Genomic DNA, 21026 nt, shown 5'->3' on the forward strand with positions numbered 1-21026 from the left:
AGTCGAAAAAGCGCGGCTTACTTCGCCGCCGCTTCGGCCTGCAGCGCCTTCAGGTCCCAGCAGCTGTCGGGCTTGAGGTCGGCCTTGGTCGTAGCCTTCTCCAGTGTGTAGATGTAGGTGTGCGACGTGCCGGCCGGCTGGCCGCTCTGCAGCAGGAACTTGATGATAGCGTTCATGTCGCCGGACTGGCGGGCAAGGTCTGTCATGACAACGGCGCCATAGGTGCCGTCCTGCAGCTTGTCGCAATCGGCCGCCTTTTCACCGCCGCCGGTGGTGACCAAAAACACCTTGCCGTCGAGCTTAGCGTCGCGGATGGCGGCGGATGCGCCGGTGGCGTCGCCATCCCAGAAGTCGATGATAGAGCAGATGTCCGGGTTCTGCTGCAGCATTGTCGTCGTCACGTTGCGCGACGTCGTCGGATCCCAGTTGGAGTCGGGCTTGGCCACGACTTTGAAGTCGGGGTGCTTCTCCAGCACCTTCATGATGCCGGCATACTGGTAGAGACTGGACGAGTTGGCCTGATCACCCTGCACAAGGCCGATCTTCTTCGACGAATTCTCGCCGCAGCCCTTGATCGCCGCTTCGGCCTCGAGTTGGCCGAGCCGGTCCCAGTCACTGCCGACAAAGGCGTCGGCCGGGAAGTTGGCGGGATTGTCGACCAGTATGACGTAGGTTCCGGCAGCCTGCGCCTTCTTCATCAGCTTGGAATAGGAGTTGAGATCCGGCGCATGGATGATCAGCACGTCCGGCCTTGTGTCGGACGAGATCGCGTCGGTGATCGCCTGTGCGCCGGCATCGACGACCCAGTTCGGATCGCGTGTTTCGAAGGTGCCGCCCCAGGCCTCGACTTCCGTCTTCAGATAGTGCGACCAGCCCTGCGCAAGGTCGAAGCCCATCGCCAGCGGCACCAGCATGACGCGCTTGCCCTTGAGCGCCTGCGCGTATGCGGCCGGGCCCGGATCGTCGGCGGCGAAGGTCGGCGCGACGAAGGCGGTAGCGGCAAGCGCCGTGGCGGCCGCCATCAGTGTTCTGATCAGTTTCATGTCACATCCTCTGTTTTTCACTTATTGCCGGCCGGTCCGCATGACCCGTCGGGTACCCCTTAGATGTCGCCCTGCTGCGCGGTCTGTTCGTCGCGCGGATTGATGATGCCGTCGACGATGATGGCTCCGAGCAGGATCGCCGCCTTGATCAGGTTTTGATAGAGCAGCGGAATGTCGATGATGGTCATCGCGTTCGACAGGATGCCGATAAGTGCAGCGCCCACCAGCACATTGCGCACTCCGCCCCGCCCGCCGGACAGGCCGATGCCGCCGATCACCGCCACCAGCACGATGTCATAGAGCAGCGTCGAGTTGACGACGCGGGTGTTGATCGAGTGCAGGCTCGACGCCGTCAGCAGGCCGGCGATCAGCGCGACGAAGGCCGAAACCACATAACGCAGCACCAGCATTGGCCGCACCGGAATGCCGATGTTGCGCGCGGCGACCGGATTGTCGCCGGCGAAATAGATGTAGCGGCCCCATTTGGTGTAGCGCAGGAACAGGAAGAACAGGAAGGCGAGCCCGGCGAAGACGAACACTTCGATCGGAATGTCGAGGAAACGCAGGCCGCCGAGCAACTCCACCCAATGGCCCTGAGGCACCGGCACCGCATCCTGTGTGATCAGTTGCGAGCGGACATAGCCGAAGACGAAGGAGCCGGTCGCCAGCGTCACGAAGATCGCCGGCACGTCGGCATAAGCGACGAGAAAACCGTTGAGCAGGCCGATGGCGAGCACGCCTGCCAGCACATAGGCGAAGGCGAGCCCATCAGGCGTTCCGGCGTTGAGCAATTGTAGATACCAGGCGACCGACATCGCCATGATCGCCACCGCCGACAGGTCGATGCCCCTGCCGATTATGACGACCGCCATGCCGAGCGCCAAAATGCCCAGCACCGACACCGAGCGGACGATGGCAACGAGATTGTTGGCAGCGATGAAACCAGGCAGCCCAATGGCAGCGGCGACGAACAGCACCACGGCGATGGCAAAGACAATGCCTTCCTGATTCAGGCTCCTGACATTTGGCCAGCCAATCGTGTTCATGTCTGCATTCGCCCCGATGGCAGCTCTGCCACCCCTTCCGAAGAAAGCTAATCGGCTCGGCGCCGCTTCGTCAAATGAATCCGCGCTCGGAACACCCGTTGGCAGTGATAATCTTCCAGTGGACGCACCGATTGCTAGAACTGGCGCAATCCTAGGAAAAGGCTGCGCTTTTGGCATTTGGTTGCACCATTGCGCGTATGCGCGAAGGTGCCGTTCTGAGGCGAAAGCACAAGGCGGAATTAATTGCCGCCTGAGCGGCGAAAATTGCGAATTCAGGTCCTGGACGTGTGGCCTGAAACTTCGGCGCCTGCACCGGGCGGCAGCACGAGGAACCGCAACGCCGCCGCCAGCCCGATGGCGCCGATGACCAGGAAGGCGATGCGAAAATCGACGAGGTCGAGCGCCGGCCGGTGCCTGACGATCTGCGACAGGTTCAGAATGGCAGCCGCCACCGCTACGCCGAACAGCATCGACATCTGCTGCAGCATGGACGACAAAGTTGCCGCCGAGCTGCGCTGCGCCGCATCGATATCGGCGAAGGCCAGAGTATTCAGCGCTGTGAACTGCATCGAGCGCGTCAGGCCGGCGATCAGCATCAGCGCTACCACCAGCGCCTGCGGCGTCTCCGGCGAGATCGCCGCGCAGGCCATGATCGAGGCCGAGGCGATCAGGCCGTTGACGACCATGACCGTGCGAAAACCAAAGCGCCGCAGCGTCGGCGTCGTCACCGTCTTCATGCCGAGATTGCCGAGGAAGTAGGCCAGGATCATCAAGCCGGCATCGACCGGCGAAAGGCCAAAGCCGACCTGAAACAGCAGCGGCAAAAGGAACGGCGTGGCGTTGATCGCCACGCGAAAAATGGTGCCGGCGGCAAGCGTCGAGATGGCGAAGGTCTGCACCCTGAACGCGCTGAGATCGAGCAGCGGATGCGGCGCGCGCCGGAGATGCCGCACCGCCAGCCAGCCGATGACGATGCCGGCGGCAATCAGCAGCACGGCGGGCAAAGCGCCGTCTTCCGGATGTGCGATGCGCTCAAGGCCGTAGAGCAGCAGCGCGAGCCCCAGCGACGTGAGGAAAAACCCCGGCCAATCCAGCGGCTTGGGATCGGCCGCGCGGTCGCCCGGAATGAAGCGCGCGACCAGCGCCAGCCCGACCAGCCCAAGCGGGATGTTGATGAAGAAATTCCAGTGCCAGGAGAGATAGGTTGTGATGAAGCCGCCAAGCACCGGCCCGACCACGGGCGCAAACAACGCCGGCCAGGTGATCAGCGCCGTGGCGTTGAGCAGCTCCGATTTCGACGCATTGCGCAGCACCAGAATTCGCCCGACCGGCGTCATCAGCGCGCTGCCAAGGCCTTGCACGACGCGAGCGGCAACGAACTGAGGCAGACTTTGCGAGAAGCCGCAGGCCAGCGAGGCCAGCGTGAACAGTACGATCGCCAGCAGGAAGATGTTGCGCGCGCCGAAGCGGTCGGCAAGCCAGCCCGACAGCGGCACGAACACTGCCATGGTCAGCATATAGGCGGTGATGCCGATGCTCATCGCCACCGCCGGCACGCCGAAGGATTGTCCCATCTGCGGCAGCGAGGTCGAGATGATCGTCGAATCCAGCAGCTGCATGAAAAAGGCGATGGCAACGATCAACGCCACGCGCCGCGCATTGCTGGCGGTTACGGCGGAGGCCTCGGTGTCGGGAACGGCAGTCATGGCGAACCGCGTTGAACAGCATATGGCTGGCCCCGTCCAGAGCTTATCCAACAAACTTCCGTGTCGGCTCGCAGCCTGTTATGGATGGGCGGGCGGCCAAGGACATTGCATGAAGCCTATCTATATCGACTACCTCAATGGCCTCGATATCGAAGCCCTGGAGATGACCGACGGCGAAATCATTGCCGCTGTCGAAGCCGGGCTTATCGCGCAAGGCAATGGCCAGACGGTGATCGAGCCGCGCGTCCATCTTGAACCCGACCCTTCCTTCCATGGCCATTTCAACGTTCTGCGCGGCTACGTTGAGCCGCTCGATACGGCGGGCGTGAAAATCGTCGGCGACTATGTCGACAATTATCTGCACGGGCTCCCTTCAGAATTTGGCATTCTAAACCTGTTCGATCCGCGCACCGGCACGCCGCGCGCCATTCTCGACGCCACCGTCATCACCGACATGCGCACCGGCGCCGTCACCGCTATCGGCGCCAAACATCTGGCGCGCAAGAACTCCAAGGTGCTGGCCCATATCGGCGCACGTGGCACCGCCTATTGGAATGTCCGCCTGCTCGACCATCTCTTCGACTTCGACGAGATCCGCGTTCATTCGCGCCGCCCGAAAAGCCGCGACGGCTTCGCTGCCAAACTCTCGGCCGATCTCGGCAAGAAAGTTACCGCGGTTGCCGACTGGGAGAGCTGCGTCAAGGGCGCCGACATCGTCGTCGAGGCCTCGCGGCTGCCGGAGCCGCAGCCGCTGCTCAAGACCGAATGGATCAAGCCCGGTGCGCTGGTCGTGCCCTATGGTACGATGAGCGCGGTGGAGCTGTCATTGACCGACATCATGCAGAAAATGGTCGTCGACGACTGGGGCCAGTGCAAAGGCGGCAAGTTCGGCTCGCTGCGCGCCCATGTCGAGACCGGGCGGCTGGGCGAAGCGACGCTGCACGCCGAGCTCGGCCAGATCGCTGCCGGTCTCAAGCCGGGACGCCAGAGCGACGACGAGACGATCCTGTTCTGGCATCGCGGCCTGTCGCTGTCCGACATTGCGCTGGGCAAGGCGATGCTGGCCAAGGCTGCTGATAAAGGCATCGGCCAGAGGCTGCGCTTCGCATGAGCGCGCTCGTCCTCACCGGCGCCGGCGTCAGCGTCGAGGACGTTGCGCAGGTCGCCCGCGGCGGCCGCAAGGTCGAGGTTGAACCGACAGTCATCGAGAGGCTCGACAAAGCGCGAAAAGTGCTCGATCAGGTCGCCGCGTCCGGTCAGCAAATCTATGGGCTCAACACCGGGCTCGGCGCCAATCTCGGCACATCGGTCGAGGGCGATGCCAGCGCCTTCCAGCGCCAGTTGCTGGAAGGGCGAAGCGGCGCTGTCGGCGAACCGTTGCCCCAAGAGGCGGTGCGGGCGACCATGCTTGCGCGCGCAGCGATGCTGGCAGTCGGCGGCTCCGGCATTTCGCCGGCGGCTTTCACCGCCCTTGTCGATGCGCTCAATGCAGGCGTGCATCCGGTAATGCCGCAGTTGGGCTCGATCGGCGCCGGCGATCTCGTGCTGATGGCGGCGCCCGCCCGTCTGCTGACCGGCGACGGCGAAGCTGACTATCAGGGTCGGCGCATGCCGGCGGCCAAGGCGTTGATGATGGCGCGGTTGGCTCCGATCAGCCTGGCGCCGAAAGACGGCCTGTCGCTGATCAACGCCTCGGCGGTTTCAACCGGCAGCGGTGCGCTGGCGCTGGCCGACGCGCTGGCTGCCTTTGTGCAACAGCAGCAGGCGGGAGCGCTGACCATGGAAGGGTTTGGCGCCAACCGCACGATCCTCGATCCGCGCCTGCATCTGGCGCGGCCGGCAGCCTGCCAGCAACTCGCGGCCAAGGGCCTGCGCGACCTGCTTGCCCGTGACGAGGAGCCGACGCCGACCACCTTGCAGGACCCGCTGTCGATCCGCTGCATGCCGTCGATCCATGGCGCGCTGATCCAGGCGATCGACCAGGCGCGGCTGGCGCTGGAGATCGAACTCAATGCCGCCGCCGACAATCCGCTGGTGCTGGGCGATGACGGGCTGGTTCTGTCGACCGGCAATTTCCACACCGCATCGCTGGCGCTTGCCTTCGAGACGCTCGGCCTGGCGATCGCCCAATGTGCCGCGGCAAGCGTTGCCCGCTTCATCCAGCTCGCCGGCTCCGGCCGCAACGGTCTGCCCAGATATCTGTCGCCGGTTGGCGGCGCCTCGGCCGGTTTCGTGCCGCTGCAAAAGACGGCAACCGCAATCTTGGCCGGCATCCGCCACAAGGCCAATCCGGTGATGCTGGATTTCGTGGCCGTGTCCGAAGGCGTCGAGGACCATGCGACGCAGACCCCTCTGGCGGTGTCGAAATGCGCCGAAATGATCGCGCTATGGCGCCGGCTGATCGCCTTCGAACTGATGGCCGCCGCGCAAGCCGTGGACCTGCGCGACGGTCTCAAGCTGGCGCCCGGCACAGCAGCGGTCCATACCGCGGTGCGCGCGCATGTAGCGATGCTGAGGGAGGACCGGCCGCTGGGAACGGATGCCGAGGTCCTCCATGCCATGCTCGCCGACGGAACATGGCAAGTTGCAGCGATGATCGGCAAGGAGGCCGAGTAGTCAGCCCTTTGCGTCCACCCGTTTCATGAACAGGCTGAGCTCGGCCGGATCCATGCGCACGACATGCCTGTCTTCCGGATAGGCGCCGCTATCGACGTCGGCAACGTACTCGGAAAACGCCGCGACGCGTTCCGCCTGCAGACGATCGTACTCGGCGGCGAAGTTGCGGTAGACCTTGGAATGGCGCGGCATGTGGCCCCGGTTCTGGCCAAGAATATCGTCGGCGAACAGATACTGCGCGTCGCAGCCGGTGCCCGCACCCATCGACAGCATGATCAGCGAGGTCCGTTCCGAGATCGCCTTCGCCACCTCGATCGGCACCACTTCGATCTCGGCGCCAAGCGCTCCAACGGCCTCATACTGCTTGACCGCCTCAAAAATCTGCATGGCGGTGTCGGCGGACTTGCCGACGGCCTTGAAGCCGCCGGTCCAGGTGGCGCGGGACGGAATGAGGCCGACATGGCCGATCACGGGGATCGCGTCGTCGGCGAGCCGCTTCACGGTGGCGAAACCGGCGCTGCAATAAACGGCGTCGGCTCCGGCCTTGTAGAGCCGGAACGCCCAGCGCAGGAAATCGTCCGCCGTGCCTATTTCATAGAAGTTCTCGCCCGGCATGGTGAACAGGCTGGGCGCCGCATCGCGATACTCAGGGTTGAGCACCAGCTCGGGCGGCACCGAGACGATATCGACCCCTGCCCGCTCGGCAGCCTCGGCCTCGTCCATGGTCAGGACGCGCAGCATGGTCAGCTGGCGCTTGCCCTTCATGGCGCGCAGATCGGCGACGGTCGGTCTCTTTCGGCTCATCGGGATGTCCCTGTTGGCTGGTTGCTTTTCCCGGTCACCTTACCGGCCCCGTAAGAGGCCGGATAGAAGGCGGGTGGTTTATTCGCTACTCGGCCGCCGCCGACATATCGAGCTCGTGAAATTCACCGCGATAGGGCCGCGCCGTCGGCGGCAATTCGCGCTTGAGGAAATAATCCTCGTACCGCAGCTGCTTCAAAAGCACCGGCCAGACCTCGCGATAGGCATGCCACATCGACGGGTTCGCCGCCGGCAGGTCGTGCTTGACCAGCTCGTGCAGTCTTGGCAGCGCATGATAGGGCACCATCGGGAACATATGGTGTTCGACGTGATAATTCATGTTCCAGTAGATGAAGCGGCTGACCGGGTTCATGTAGACGGTCGCGTGTTCAGCCGGTGGTCGACGACATTGTCGGCCAGGCCGATATGCTGCAGCAACCCTGTCAGCACCATGTGCCAGCTGCCATAGAGACGCGGCAGGCCGATCAGCACCAGCGGCAGCCATGAACCCAGCGCGATCGCGAGGGCGATCGTCGCAACGTACACGGCGACATGCCAGCGCGCCGCCGTGATGGCCTTGCCCTGTTCGGTCTCAGGAATGTAGCTCTTTTCGTCGTCCGACAGCTTGCCCAACGCCTGGCGCGCCAGGATCGGCAGCGAATAACGGAAATCGAGAATGCCGGTGAAGGCAAGCGCCGCCTTGACCAGATTTGGCGGCCGCATTACCGCGATCTCGGCGTCACGGCCGACGATGATCGTGTCGGTGTGATGCCGCGCATGACTCCAGCGCCATTGCACCGGATTGCGCACCACCATGAAGCTGGCGATTTCGTAGATCGCATGGTTCATCCAGCGTGTGCGGAAGGCGGTGCCATGGCCGCATTCGTGCCAGCGCGAGTCGCTCGACGATCCATAGAGCACGCCATAGACGAGCAGGAACGGCACCACCCACCACGTGCCCCAGAACCACACGATGCCGGCGGCCGAGCCCAGGATGGCTGCGATCCAGATCACCGTATCGCGGATCGCCGGCCCGTTGGAGCGCTGCATCATTTCCTTCATTGCCTTGCGCGGCACGTCGGTGTGATACCACTCGGCCGAGGCCAGCCCGGTCTCGATCGCCCGGCGGGTGCTTTCGCCGACCAGGCCGTAATCGCGCTTTGTCTTGGCCGCAGTCGCCATCACCGTCTCGCCTACCTCAAAGCCCGTTGGCGCGGAACTTCCCGTCGAGAAATGTTTTCGCCCGCGGCACGTCGTCCTCGGTCAGATGCTCGATGATGACGGGGATGTTCGGGTGCTTCTCACTGAGCCGCTGCAGATAGAGATCGTAATTCAGCGATCCCAGCCCGGGCGCCGGCAGCTCGATCTCGCCGACGCCGCGGAAGGTCAGCCCCTCATGCGCATCCGCACCGCCGATATCGGCATGCTTTTCCGTCTTGTCGCTGCCGGAGCGTTTCACATCCTTGGCATGCGCGATCCGGATCTTGTCGGCCAGCGTGTCGAACACCTGGTTCAGCACCTGGTCCATGCGGTCGATATTGTGTGCCTCGAAATAATTGGTCGGATCCATCAGCAGGCCCAGGCCCGGATGGTCGACCTGCGCGAACATTTTGACCGTCTCCTCGACCGAACCGACGACATTGTTGACATAGGTTTCGAGCAGGAACACCGCCCCATGGTCGTAAGCCGTCTGGGCAAGGTCCGAGATCACCTTGCGGCATTCCTCGAAGCCTTCCTCGGTCTTGTTTTTGGGATGATGCACCCAGTCGGATTCGGTGTTGTAGGTGCCGGTCTCCGAGATCACGTAGGGCGAGCCGAAGTCGCGCGCATTGCGGATGATTTCCTTGAGATAGCCGACGCGCTTCTCGCGCTCGGATTTGTCGGGATGGATGATGTTGGTGTAGCCCGAGATGCAGCAGACCGGCAGATTGTGGTCGCGAAACGTGTCGCGCACTGTCCTCGCCTTGTCCCCGGTGATCTGCCCGGCCGTGAGATCGACATCCCTGAAATGCATGTCGAGCTGCACTGTGTTGAAGCCGAGTGCACGGATGCGGCGGGCGGCCTCCGCGAGCTCATAGGGGAAATAGCCGGTGAAGATACCTGCCTGCATCATGATGTGAACTCCTCCCGGTAAGCGATTCAGCCGCCACACTATTCGGCGGCATGTTCAGTCGATCGATATCTCGGACAGTTTGACGGTGCGGCCTTGCGCCATCGAGCGGTAGCCCGCCTCGACCAGTGCCATTGTCTTGACGTTGTCGGCGACGGAGAGCGCCGGCGGCGCGCCTGTCTTCACCGCATGCTGCAATTGCTCCATCACGCCGATGAAGGCATGCGGGAACCACATCGTGTCCCAGCTCGGGCTGACCCATTCGCCGCCGGTCGTCTTGGTCGACGCATAAGTCAGCGTCGAGGCCACACCTTTCGGCCAGCCGATCGTGCCTTTGGCGACACCCTTGGTGCCGTCGACGCGCCAGTTGATGTGCTGGTCGTCCAGATAGCCCTCCTGGCGCGGTCCGGACCAGACATCCTCCAGCGACACGGCGAGCACGCCGGAGGGAAAGCGCAGCGTCGAGACGGTGATGCCGTCGCTATGCTCGAATGTCGTGCGCGGGTCCTTGCGTGTCAGCGTGGTGATTTCCGAGGGATCGCCGAACAGGAAGCGCAGCACGTCGAGATGATGCACGCTCATATTGGCCAGGGTCAGCCGGTCGTAGTCCTGAAGGAAAGTCTGCCAGTGCGGGATCGCATGCATGTCGATCTGCGCAAAGACGATGTCGCCCAGTGCGCCGCTGTCGATGATCTGCTTCAGGACGCGCATCGACTGGTCGTAGCGCATGTTCTGGTTGACCGAGAGGATCTTGCCGGACTTTGCGGCTTCGTCGCGCAGTTTCACGGCTTCATCGACCGACAGCGCCAGCGGCTTCTGCGCCAGGATCGCCTTGATGTGAGGCTGCTTCAGCGCATGGCGGATCAATGCCGGCTGCTGGTCGGGTGGAAAGGCAAGGTCGACGATCTCGATCTCGGGATTCTCGATCAGTTGTTCCGGCGTGTCGTGGATGGTCGGAATGCTCCAGCGTGCAGCTACCTTCTCGGCGCTGGCCTTGGTGCGCGAAGCGATGGAGACGACTGGGAAACCGGCCTGCGCATAGGCGGCAAGATGGCATTCGGCCATGATCATGCCGGCGCCGATGCAACCGATCCGGTATCCGCTGGTGCGAACCCTCACATCCGGCTCGAAACCCTGGCCTGCCATCCATTCCTCCCTGGAGGACGGATATAACGCCATGGCCCGTCGATCAGCCAAGGTCCGCTCCATCAATTCCCATCAGAACGATGCCGGGGTGACGGTGCGAACTAGTTAGCGGCAATCAGCACGGTGCTTTCCGGCGACCAGCTGAGCATTACATTCTGGCCCTCGGCCAGCCGGTCACTGCCGGTATTCTGGACGATGACTTTCAACGTCTGGCCGGCGCGCTCGACGAAATAGGTGCTGTTGTTGCCGGCGAAGATGCGCTTGGAGACTTGCCCCTTCAGCGTGTTGGCATTGCCGCTCGATGCCCCGGCATCGGTGGCGATACGAATGCGTTCGGGTCGCACGGCGCAGCTGGCCTTTGTGCCGGCGGCAAGCCGACCACCCACCCCGGCGGCAATCGCCGTGCCATCAGGCAGCCGGATGCCGTTGCCGGTCGCATCGCCGCGAAGGATATTGGCGTCACCGAGGAAGGTGGCGGCGAATTCGCTCTTCGGCCGGTCGTAGATTTCCTCCGGCGGCCCTTCCTGCACGAGCTTGCCGTCCCGCAATATGCCGATGCGGTCGCTCATCGTCAGCGCCTCTTCCTGGTCGTGGGTGACGAAGATGGTGGTGATGCCGATCTCGCGCTGGATGCGCTTCAGCTCGATCTGCATGTCGACGCGCAGCGCCTTGTCGAGCGCGCCGAGCGGCTCGTCGAGCAACAGCACGCGCGGCTTGGTGACGATGGCGCGCGCCAGCGCCACACGCTGGCGTTGGCCGCCGGAGAGCTGGTGCGGCCGGCGCTCGCCGAGCTTGCCGAGCTGAACCAGATCGAGCGCGCGCTGCACTTCGGTGGCGATCGTCGCTTTCGTTTCGCCGCGCACCGACAGGCCGAAGGCGACATTATCGGCGACGCTCATATTGGGAAACAGCGCATAGTTCTGGAACACCATGCCGATGCGTCGCTTTTCGACCGGCACGCGTTCCACACTCTCACCGCCAATGGTGATGCGGCCAGTATCGGGAAAGTCGAAGCCGGCGATCTGGCGCAGCAGCGTGGTCTTGCCGCTGCCCGAGGGGCCAAGCAGCCCATAGAAACCGCCATCGGCGAAATCGATGGAGACGTCGTCCAGCGCCTTGTGCGCGCCAAAACTGCGGGAGACGTTCGATACCTGCACGCCGGCCATTATTTCTCTCCGCCGAATTTGAAGAAGCGCGCCGTGAGCAGCATCAGCGCCATCGACACGACGATGATGATGGTCGAGACCGCGTTGATCTCGGGCGTGAAACCCTTGCGGATCGCGGCGTAGATTTCGACCGGCAGCGTCGTCTGGCCCGGCGTCGCCAGGAAGTAGGAGACGACGAACTGGTCGAACGACACGGCAAATGCGAACAAGCCGCCGGCAATGACGCCGGGCATGATCCACGGCAGCGTCACACGCCTCGTCACTTGCCACTGGTTGGCGCCGAGCGAGCGCGCCGCCTCTTCCAGCTCCGGTGCAAAAGTCTGCAGCCGGGCCGAGACGACGACGATGACATAGGGCAGCGCTAGCGCCACATGGCCGAGCAGGATGGCGAACAGGCCGCGGCCAATGCCGACGCCGAAGAAGAAGATCAGCATCGCCGTGCCGGTGATCAGCCACGGAATGGCGATTGGCGGAAACAGCAGCGCCTGCAGCACTTTCTTGCCGCGGAAATCATAGCGGAACAGCGCCAGCGAAGCGGCCGAGCCAAGCACCACTGAGATGAGCGTGGTGATGACCGCGATCTTGAGGCTGTTCCAGGTGGCCGCGATCAGCTGGTCGTTCTGCCAGAGCGAGGCATACCATTCCGTCGTCCATTCGAACGGCAATTGGTAGAAGGGCGAGACGTTGAACGACATCAGCGCCATGATGATGATCGGCAGATAGAGGAAGGCGAGCAGCAGGAAGATGTAAAACCGGCCCAGCCCTTGGAGGATGCGGGTGGTCTTCATCACGCGGCCCTCTTCAGCACCGGCGAGGCAACTGCGAGGATGACCAGCACGACGGCGAGCAGGATGAACGACAATGCCGCGCCAAGCGGCCAGTTGAACACGGCGACGAACTGGTCTTCGATCACCGTGCCGTAGAAGGTGCCGGTGCGACCGCCGAGAATGCGCGGCTCCATGAACGAGCCGACGACCGGCACGAAGATCAGTGCCGCACCTGCCACCAGGCCGGGCATAGACAGCGGGATGATCACCCGCTTCAGCACCTGCAGCCGCGAGGCGCCGAGCGAGCGCCCGGCCTCGATCAGCGAGTCGTCGATTGCCTGCAGCGTGAGATAGCAGGTCAGCACCATATAGGGCACGTAGGAGTGCACCAGGCCGATGATGATTGCGGGATAGGAATACATCAGGTCGATGTTGATCTTGAACGGCAGCACGGCGTTGAGCGCCGTGTCGAGGATGCCGCCCTCGCGCAGCACCATCGCCCAGGAGAAGATGCGCACCAGCCCGTTCGACCAGAACGGCAGGATGACCAGCAGGAAGATCGCCTCGCGGCTGCGCCCCTTCAGCACCTTGGCCAGCACATAGGCGGCGGGGTAGCCGATGACGACGCACCACAAAGTCACTTCGAGGCCGAGCCGCAGCGAAGCGAGCAGCAGCGTCAGGTACAGGCTCTGCGAGAAGAAGGCGGCGTAATTGCCAAGGGTGAACGCCCACGGCTTTCCCGACAGCGGCAGGTCGGTCATGAAGGAGAAGAATACCATGGCCGAGAGCGGCAGGAAGATCGCCACCGTCAGCCAGAGATAGGCCGGCGCCAGCAGCGGCAGGGCCGATCTCAGCCCGCCGCGCGACGCGACCGCACCCTGTACTGCCATGATACCCTCCTCCCCAGGATTGAAGGGCCAGCCGGCGCCAACCGCCGGCTGGTCCGGACGTGAGCGTTACTTCACGTCGACTTTGAGCTGCTGCCACAGCGCCAGATAGGCCTCGCGCTGCGCGTCGGTGATCGGCGCCTGGAACTGGATGCGCTTGGCCACCTCGGGATCGCCCATCACCTTGCGGTTGAAGGAGTCTTCAGGCAGCGCTTCCACCGCCTTGGTGTTGGCCGACACCGGAGCGCCGACCTTGGTGACCCATTCGACATAGAATTTCGGATCGATCATCCAGTTGATGAAGGCCTGCGCACCTTCGACATTCTTCGAGCCCACGGGAATAGAGAACGCGTCGAGCCAGGCGACGGCGCCTTCCTGCGGAACGACCAGCGAGACCGGCAGCTTGAAGTGGGTCTTGGCGCGATCGGCCGAGCCGCTCCAATAGGTGCCGATGTCGATCTGGTTGGAGGCGACCATCTGGTTCCAGTCGTTCTCCGAACTCCAGAACGTCTTGATCTGCGGCATCAGCGAGGTCAGCTTCGCCTTGACCGCTTCCATATCCTTGATGTCGTTGATATTCTGACCGGTGGCAATGGCGCCGAACTGCACCGCTTCGACAGCGTCGTCGCGAATGACGACCCGGCCCTTATGCGCTGGGTCCCACATTTCGGCGATCGAGGTCGGTGGCTTGTCGAAGGACTTTTCGTTGATTGCCAGCGCCGTCAGGCCCCACACCCACGGCACGCCATAGACCTTGCCGTCATGGTCGAGCATCGGCGATTGCGCCTTGTCCTTGCTGATGTCGGCATAGTTCGGCAGCTTCGAGACATCGATCGGCTGGATCAGCTTTTCGGCCATCGCCTGATCGTTGAAGGCGGCGTTTATCATGACCACGTCATAGAGGCCCGGATTGGTCCGGATCTTGGTCAGCATTTCCTGTTCGGAATTGAAAAAGTCGTTGACGACCTTGTTGCCGGTCGCCTTTTCGAAGGCTTCGATCGCCCACGGCTCGTCGGCGCCGTAGCCCTTCCAGTTGAGCACATGCACTTCGGCGGCACTGGCCGCCAGCGTGAGCGCGGAGGTGATGACGGCGGTCGCCGTCAGCAGGGCAGTCAGTCTTGGCATGCGCATGTTCGTTCCTCTCATTGTTTGCCCGCTTGGCGGGTCAGGCTGTCTGATGGGCCTTCTTGTTCTGGCCTGGCGCGCCCGTGGCGGCCTGGCTCAGGAAAGTCTGGATCTCGCTGTCGGTCGGCGCCGATGAGCCCCCATGGCGGGTGACGGAAAGTGCTGCCGCCGCATTGGCATAGCGCGCCGCCTCGAAGGGATGCACGCCGCGCGAGAGTGCACTGACGAAACCGCCGATATGGGTGTCGCCGGCGCCATTGGTGTCGATGGCATCGACCTTGAAGCCGGCAATGGTCTGCGTCTCGCCATTGACCAACCTCACGAAACAGCCCTTGGCGCCGGCGCGGATAACGACGCCTTCGGCCTTTGGGCAGTGGTCGGCGAGCAGCCGGGCGGCGAGTGCCTCGACATCGCCTTGCCCAGCGATCTCGACCGCTTCCGTCATGTTGCAGCTCAGCCATGTCGTACGGGCAAGCACCCGCGACAGGATGGGACGTGGGATATCCGCGATGACCGGCGTTGGATCGAAAACGAAGGGAATGTTTTCTGGCAGCGCCTCGATCCAGTCGGTCAGCGCGTCGCGGCTGCCGGGATAGCTCAGCGTATACCCTGACGTGAATACCCAATCATCAGGCGCGACCACCACGGGCCTCATCATCTCGAGGCTGAGAATGCTCTCCGCACCGGGCCACGACACGAAGGTGCGCTCGGCATCCCCGGAGATCATGGCGACGCAATTGCCGCTGTCCATGACCGGCGATGGCGGCGTCAGCGTTGTGATGCCTTCGGCCGCAAATGCGGCGCGCAAGAAATCGCCATTCGGTCCGCTGCCGAGCTGGCCGCCGAAGACAACCGTCATGCCGGTGCGGCTGGCCGCGACCATCATGTTGAAGCCGCCGCCGGCGACCTGCGCAAAGCTCGACGCGGTCTTCTCGCAGCCCGGCGCCGGCAAGGCGTCGATGCGGTAGACATAGTCGACGACGGCGCTGCCGATATGGACCAGACGCCCACTCATGCCGCGGCATCCTTGCTGGCCTTTGCCGTGCGCGCCGCGACGAGGTCTTCGGCAAGCGAGCGCACCTCCCCCATATCTATGCCGACGAGCCCGGCAATGTGTTGTTGCGGCAGTTGCGAAAAGCCGACGCAGGCGCCGGCCATGCTTGAGGCAATCGCGCCGATCGTGTCGGTGTCGCCGCCGAGATTGGCGCTGATGATTGCCGCTTGCCAGGGATCGCCCTGCGCGACTTCAAGCACGGCGAAAGCTGCCGGCACGGACTCCTGGCTGGCCACACCGGTGCCGACGAGATCGGTGATGAGCCCGATCGCATCCCGCGTGGTCTTGCCGCGCACGAGCTCCTGCGCCCAGGCGATACGCGCGGCGATATCGCCACCAGTCACCCAATGTCCGAGCCTGGCGCCTCGCCGCGCGGCTGCTACCGCGCTGTCGGAAGCGGCACGCCAGTCGCCGCCGGCGACGCCACGGCTGACGGCGGCGGCGACGGCGGCAGCCGTGGCAATGGCGATCGAGGTGTTGTGCGTCGCGCGGCAGGTCTCCGCCACCTTGGCGATAAAAGCGTCGAGCGGTTCCAGCGGCATCATGATGCCGACCGGCGCGATGCGCATGGCCGCGCCATTGGTGTCGCCCCGGCTTCCCGCCTCTTCCGCCGGCACGCCGTCATTGATGGCGTCGATGGCGCGCTTGGTCGATGGTCCCAGCAGGTCATAGCTGCCGCGCGCCTTGACCTCGCGCTCCCAGTCGAGCAGTGCGTTCACCCAGCGCGCATGATCGAAGCCATCGCCGGACTGGACCAGGATGCGACCAAGCAGCAGCGCCTGTTCGGTATCGTCGGTGATGGTGCCGGCAACGAGCCCCTTCGACACCGGATGATCGGCAAACGGCGCCACGAAATCCTCGACATGGCCGTATAGCTCGGCGATCCGCGCCGGCGACAGAAGCTGCGTCGGCATGCCCAGCGCATCACCGAGCGCCCCACCGACAAGCGCGCCCATGGCGCGATCGAGCGTGTCGTTGGTTCTGTCCGGCATCGCTCAAAACCTCATATGCAGCGCGAAATGCGCCGGGTTGAGCAGGCTGGTTACATATTCGATCGGCCGGTCGTCGGCCGCACGCGTCAGCCGGCGTCCGCGCAGGAACGGCGTGCCTTGCGGGCAGCCGAGAATGGCGGCGTCTTCGGCATTCAGCATCTCGATGCCGACCCATTCCTCGCCATGGTCTGGGATGAGGCCGGCGCCGCGCAGCGTCTGGTGCAGCGAGCCTTCGCGCAGACCGCGCAGCGGCACGTCCTCCAGTTCGGACGACAGCGGCAGGCGGCTGCGTTCGATGGAGATCGCATGGCCGTCGCTAGCATTGGTGCGCACCCGGTCGACGGCGATGAAGAACGGGCTTTCGATGCCAAGCAGCGCGGCAAGATCGGCATCCTCGATCACTTCAAGCCGCAGCGTCCGCGTCTCGGCATTGGCGCCGGCATTGGCCAGCGCCCGCGACCAGCCAATGCTGTCATCGACCGGCTTGCCGTCGAAAGTGACGAAGGAGCCGATGCCGACCTTGGTCGTGATCAGCCCACGGCTGGACAACTCCTCGAGGCCCTTGCGGACCGTGTTGCGGCTGACGGAAAAGCGCTGGACGAGTTCGTTCTCACTTTGCAAGCGGTCGCCGAAGCCAAGCACGCCGGAGCGGATCTCATGTTCGAGAACGGTGGCGATCTGCTCGGGCTTGCCCGTGCCGGGAGAAAGTTGAACCGCGCGCCGCTTCATTTGGGTACCTGTTCAGTAAACCTGTATAGTCCTGTTCGATATTGGAGTTGAAGGGCTACGTCAACGACATATTTGGATTCACGCATATGCGTTGTGCTCAGGAGGTGCCCCGGGCATCGTTTGTTCGCATGGCGACGCTAACCGCGCAGGGCGTCCCGTCTCCGAGACAGAGCGGGGGCAGCGCTTCAATCAGGCGATTAGCCTTGCGCTCACACGAAGAAAAATTCCTCAATCCGTTGCTTGGCCGTCCGCAGCGCTGGCAGGATATCCCGCTCCATCGCCTCGACGGAGAACCGCGCCGACTGGGTCGAGACGTTGATCGCCGCCACGGTCTTGCCCGCGCGGTCACAGATCGGCACGGCGATCGAGCGCAGGCCGAGCTCCAGCTCTTCATCGACGACGGCAAAGCCATCCGCCCTCGCCGCGTCGATGGCCTTGGCCAGCGCGGCGCGGCTGGTGATCGTCTTCGGCGTCCGCCGTTCGATCTTGGCTTCTGCAAGGAAGGCCTTCAACTCATCCGCGCCCAGCCCCGCAAGCAGGACGCGCCCCATCGAGGTGCAATGCGCCGGCAGCCTGGTGCCGACATCGAGCGAAACGCTGAGGATGCGGCGGCCAGGAATGCGCGCGACATAGACGACTTCCTCGCCCGACAGCACCGCCGCGTTACAGGCCTCGTCGAATTGGCCCGCGACGTCGCGCATGATGGATGCCGCGAATGTCCACAGCGAGGCGCCGCCGAGCCAAGAGCGCACGATGGCGAGCAGGCGCGGCGACAGCGAAAACTGCCGGCCGGATTGCGTGGCATAGCCGGTGGCGGTCAGCGTCAGCAGGAAGCGACGCGCGCCGGCGCGGGTCAGCCCCGCCTCCTCCGCCATTTCGGTCAGCGTCATCCCGGCCGGATGCCGGGCCAGTATCTCCATGACTGCAAGGCCGCGCTCCAGCGAGCCGACATGGTCGCGCGTCTTTGCCTTGTCCTCCATGCGGCCTCCGCAAGACAATGCGCCGCCTTGACTCGTCTCGGCGGCGCGATGTAAAAAATATCTCATACAAAACAAATGTTCGCAATACGAACTTTTTGAACTTCGGAGTTCTTGGCGATGGTCAATTTCCTGCCGCTCAAACAGGCCGTGGCTGAGAACCTGCATAATGGCGATACGGTCGCCTTCGAAGGCTTCACGCATCTGATCCCGACGGCGGCGGCGCATGAGGCCATCCGCCAGGGCTTTCGCGACCTGACGCTCATCCGCATGACCCCCGACCTGATCTACGACCAGATGATCGGCATGGGCATGGCCAAGAAGATCATCTTCTCCTATGTCGGCAATCCCGGCGTCGGCCTGCTGCGCCGCGCCCGCGACGCCATCGAGAACGGCTTCCCCCGGTCGATCGAGATCGAGGAGCACAGCCATGCCGGCATGGCCAACGCCTACGAGGCGGGAGCTGCCGGCCTGCCTTGCGCGGTGTTCCGCGGCTATCGCGGCGCCGGGCTGGCGGCAGTCAATCCCAACATCCGCTCGGTCACCTGCCCGTTCACCGGCGAGGTGCTTGCCGCCGTTCCTTCCATCCGACCGGACGTGACCTTCATCCACGCTCAGAAGGCCGACAAAAAAGGCAATGTGCTGGTCGAAGGCATTATCGGCATCCAGAAGGAAGCGGTGCTCGCGGCCAAGCGCGCCGTGGTGACGGTAGAGGAAGTCGTCGACAATTTCGACGACCTGCATCCCAACCTCACCGTGCTGCCGCGCTGGACCATCGCTGCGATCTCGGTGGTATCAGGCGGTTCGCATCCCTCCTACACGCACGGCTACTATGCCAGGGACAACGCCGCCTATCTCGAATGGGACGACATCGCCGCCGACCGTGAAAAATTCCAGGCCTGGATGCAGGCCAATGTCCTCGAGCGCACGGCGGACGATTTCGCCGGCCGCGTAAAGCATCTGAGGAGCGCGGCATGAGCGGCTTTACTCCCAATGAGATGATGACGATTGCCGCCAGCCGAGCCCTGAACAACGACGATGTCTGCTTCGTCGGCATTGGCGCGCCGTCGGCCGCCTGCAACGTCGCGCGACTGACGCATGCGCCCGACATCACGCTGATCTATGAAAGCGGCACCATCGGCACCGCGCCCGATGTTTTGCCGCTGTCGATCGGTGACGGCGAACTTTGCGACACCGCCGTCACGACCGTCTCGGTGCCGGAGATGTTTCGTTACTGGCTGCAGGGCGGCCGCATTTCGATCGGTTTCCTCGGTGCCGCCCAGCTCGACAAGTTCGGCAACATCAACACCACCATCATCGGCGACTATGCGCATCCCAAGACCCGCCTGCCCGGCGGCGGCGGCGCGCCGGAGATCGCCACCTCGTCGAAGGAGATCTACATCACCATGGCGCAGTCCAAGCGCGGCATGGTCGAGAAGATCGACTTCTTCACCTCCTTCGGCCATGGCGATGGCGGCGACCATCGCCAGCGCCTCGGCATCGAGACATCAGGGCCGACGCTGCTGATCACCGACCTTGCCATCTGGAAGCCAGATCCGGTGAGCAAGGAATTCACCGTGGTGTCGTTGCATCCCGGCGCAACGCGGCTTGAGGTGCAGGACAGCTGTGGCTGGATCGTAAAGTTCGCCGAGGCGCTTGACGAAACGCCGGCGCCGACGGAACTCGAGCTGACGACATTGCGCGACCTGCAGGCCCGCACCAAGGCGGCGCATGAGGGAAGCGGAAAAGAAAAGGCCGCATGACATGACCGAGGCATTCATCTGCGATTACATCCGCACCCCGATCGGCCGTTTCGGCGGCTCGCTGTCGTCGGTGCGGGCCGACGATCTTGGCGCCATCCCGCTGAAGGCGCTGGTCGAGCGCAATGCCGGCATCGACTGGCAGGCTGTCGACGACGTCGTCTATGGCTGCGCCAATCAGGCCGGCGAGGACAACCGCAATGTAGCCCGCATGTCGCTGCTCTTGGCCGGGTTGCCCAAGGAAGTTTCGGGCGCGACCGTCAATCGCCTGTGCGGCTCCGGCATGGACGCGCTCACCATTGCCGCCCGCGCCATCAAGGCGGGCGAAGCCGAGTTGATGATCGCCGGCGGCGTCGAATCGATGAGCCGCGCGCCCTTCGTCATACCCAAGGCCGAGACCGCCTTTTCACGCCATGCCGAGATCCATGACACCACCATCGGCTGGCGCTTCATCAACCCGCTGATGAAGAAACAATATGGCGTCGATTCCATGCCGGAGACCGGCGAGAACGTCGCCGAGGACTTCCAGGTGTCGCGCGCCGACCAGGATGCGTTTGCCGTGCGCAGCCAGGACAAGGCCGTCGTAGCACAGGCCAATGGCCGGCTGGCGAAGGAGATCACCCCGGTGACGATCCCGCAGAAAAAGGGCGATGCGATTATCGTATCGAAGGATGAGCATCCGCGCGCCGGTACCACGGTCGAGTCGCTGGCCAAATTGCCGACGCCGTTCCGCCAGGGCGGCACCGTCACCGCCGGCAACGCGTCCGGCGTCAATGACGGCGCGGCGGCGCTGATCATCGCCTCCGAAGCGGCTGTGAAAAAATACGGCCTGACGCCAATCGCCCGCGTTCTCGGCGGCGCTGCTGCCGGCGTGGCGCCGCGCATCATGGGCATCGGCCCTGCCCCGGCGACACAAAAGCTCTGCGCCCGCCTCGGCCTGACGCCGCAGCAATTCGATGTCATCGAGCTCAACGAAGCCTTCGCCTCCCAAGGCATCGCCGTGGGGCGGGCCCACGGGCGGCCCGCGGGAGGGGGGGCCGGGCCCCCCCCAGGCGGGGGCCCCGCCGCTGGGCCGCGCCGGGGGCGGGTGGGGGGGCGGCG

At 64.0% G+C, this 21026-nt stretch carries 19 protein-coding genes and 1 pseudogene; 5 read left to right on the forward strand and 15 right to left on the reverse strand.

Annotated features, from left to right (window positions below; all coding sequences use genetic code 11):
* Positions 1 to 17: 17 nt before the first annotated feature.
* The 3 genes from NKI37_RS28595 to NKI37_RS28605 all read right to left on the reverse strand — a co-directional run bounded on the left by NKI37_RS28595 (position 18) and on the right by NKI37_RS28605 (position 3795).
* Positions 18 to 1043, reverse strand: coding sequence for a sugar ABC transporter substrate-binding protein (locus NKI37_RS28595; RefSeq protein ID WP_023668177.1), 1026 nt, complete (start codon positions 1041 to 1043; stop codon positions 18 to 20).
* A 59-nt stretch (positions 1044 to 1102) separates the two neighbouring features.
* Positions 1103 to 2089, reverse strand: coding sequence for an ABC transporter permease (locus NKI37_RS28600; protein ID WP_023668176.1), 987 nt, complete (start codon positions 2087 to 2089; stop codon positions 1103 to 1105).
* A gap of 272 nt (positions 2090 to 2361) precedes the next feature.
* Positions 2362 to 3795: a DHA2 family efflux MFS transporter permease subunit gene (locus tag NKI37_RS28605; protein WP_352790992.1), complete on the reverse strand. Its 1434-nt coding sequence runs from the start codon at positions 3793 to 3795 to the stop codon at positions 2362 to 2364.
* A gap of 109 nt (positions 3796 to 3904) precedes the next feature.
* On the opposite strand from NKI37_RS28605, the gene NKI37_RS28610 reads away from it, so the two are divergent.
* On the forward strand, positions 3905 to 4906 hold the full coding sequence (locus NKI37_RS28610) for an ornithine cyclodeaminase family protein (protein ID WP_352790994.1): 1002 nt from the start codon (positions 3905 to 3907) through the stop codon (positions 4904 to 4906).
* A complete protein-coding gene (locus tag NKI37_RS28615) occupies positions 4903 to 6411 on the forward strand; it encodes an HAL/PAL/TAL family ammonia-lyase (RefSeq protein WP_352790996.1) in 1509 nt (502 codons plus the stop codon). Before NKI37_RS28610 ends, NKI37_RS28615 begins: the two co-directional genes overlap by 4 nt.
* On the opposite strand, the gene NKI37_RS28620 is transcribed toward NKI37_RS28615, so the two are convergent.
* From NKI37_RS28620 to NKI37_RS28675, 12 genes and pseudogenes are all read right to left on the reverse strand, one after another.
* Positions 6412 to 7215, reverse strand: a complete 804-nt coding sequence (locus NKI37_RS28620) for a 3-methyl-2-oxobutanoate hydroxymethyltransferase (RefSeq protein WP_023752944.1) — start codon at positions 7213 to 7215, stop codon at positions 6412 to 6414.
* A gap of 85 nt (positions 7216 to 7300) precedes the next feature.
* Positions 7301 to 8394: pseudogene (locus NKI37_RS28625) on the reverse strand (fatty acid desaturase family protein).
* A 16-nt stretch (positions 8395 to 8410) separates the two neighbouring features.
* On the reverse strand, positions 8411 to 9325 hold the full coding sequence (locus NKI37_RS28630; protein ID WP_352790998.1) for a sugar phosphate isomerase/epimerase family protein: 915 nt from the start codon (positions 9323 to 9325) through the stop codon (positions 8411 to 8413).
* 54 nt (positions 9326 to 9379) lie between these two features.
* Positions 9380 to 10468: a Gfo/Idh/MocA family protein gene (locus NKI37_RS28635; protein WP_352791000.1), complete on the reverse strand. Its 1089-nt coding sequence runs from the start codon at positions 10466 to 10468 to the stop codon at positions 9380 to 9382.
* A 101-nt stretch (positions 10469 to 10569) separates the two neighbouring features.
* Positions 10570 to 11634, reverse strand: a complete 1065-nt coding sequence (locus tag NKI37_RS28640) for an ABC transporter ATP-binding protein (protein WP_023804911.1) — start codon at positions 11632 to 11634, stop codon at positions 10570 to 10572.
* A complete protein-coding gene (locus tag NKI37_RS28645; protein WP_352497992.1) occupies positions 11634 to 12422 on the reverse strand; it encodes an ABC transporter permease in 789 nt (262 codons plus the stop codon). The genes NKI37_RS28640 and NKI37_RS28645 overlap by 1 nt, the downstream gene beginning before the upstream one ends.
* On the reverse strand, positions 12422 to 13291 hold the full coding sequence (locus NKI37_RS28650; RefSeq protein ID WP_352791002.1) for an ABC transporter permease: 870 nt from the start codon (positions 13289 to 13291) through the stop codon (positions 12422 to 12424). Before NKI37_RS28650 ends, NKI37_RS28645 begins: the two co-directional genes overlap by 1 nt.
* A gap of 66 nt (positions 13292 to 13357) precedes the next feature.
* Positions 13358 to 14419, reverse strand: coding sequence for an ABC transporter substrate-binding protein (locus tag NKI37_RS28655; protein ID WP_023687931.1), 1062 nt, complete (start codon positions 14417 to 14419; stop codon positions 13358 to 13360).
* A 34-nt stretch (positions 14420 to 14453) separates the two neighbouring features.
* Positions 14454 to 15428 (reverse strand): PfkB family carbohydrate kinase, encoded by a 975-nt coding sequence (locus NKI37_RS28660; RefSeq protein WP_352791004.1) that lies wholly within the window; start codon positions 15426 to 15428, stop codon positions 14454 to 14456.
* On the reverse strand, positions 15425 to 16459 hold the full coding sequence (locus NKI37_RS28665) for an ADP-ribosylglycohydrolase family protein (RefSeq protein WP_352791005.1): 1035 nt from the start codon (positions 16457 to 16459) through the stop codon (positions 15425 to 15427). The genes NKI37_RS28660 and NKI37_RS28665 overlap by 4 nt, the downstream gene beginning before the upstream one ends.
* Positions 16460 to 16462: 3 nt before the next feature.
* Positions 16463 to 17188: a GntR family transcriptional regulator gene (locus NKI37_RS28670; protein ID WP_352446107.1), complete on the reverse strand. Its 726-nt coding sequence runs from the start codon at positions 17186 to 17188 to the stop codon at positions 16463 to 16465.
* A gap of 209 nt (positions 17189 to 17397) precedes the next feature.
* Positions 17398 to 18168: an IclR family transcriptional regulator domain-containing protein gene (locus NKI37_RS28675; RefSeq protein ID WP_352791007.1), complete on the reverse strand. Its 771-nt coding sequence runs from the start codon at positions 18166 to 18168 to the stop codon at positions 17398 to 17400.
* Between the two features lie 117 nt (positions 18169 to 18285).
* Between NKI37_RS28675 and NKI37_RS28680 the strand changes: the two genes are divergently transcribed.
* From NKI37_RS28680 to NKI37_RS28690, 3 genes are all read left to right on the forward strand, one after another.
* Complete coding sequence (locus tag NKI37_RS28680; protein WP_352791009.1) at positions 18286 to 19143, forward strand: CoA transferase subunit A; 858 nt, start codon at positions 18286 to 18288, stop codon at positions 19141 to 19143.
* Positions 19140 to 19928, forward strand: coding sequence for a CoA-transferase subunit beta (locus tag NKI37_RS28685; RefSeq protein WP_352791011.1), 789 nt, complete (start codon positions 19140 to 19142; stop codon positions 19926 to 19928). Before NKI37_RS28680 ends, NKI37_RS28685 begins: the two co-directional genes overlap by 4 nt.
* Before the next feature lies 1 nt (position 19929).
* The coding region (locus tag NKI37_RS28690; RefSeq protein ID WP_352794622.1) for a thiolase family protein at positions 19930 to 21026 on the forward strand (1097 nt) is incomplete at its 3' end.

The sequence above is a fragment of the Mesorhizobium sp. M0626 genome (assembly GCF_040320665.1).
Classification (GTDB): domain Bacteria; phylum Pseudomonadota; class Alphaproteobacteria; order Rhizobiales; family Rhizobiaceae; genus Mesorhizobium.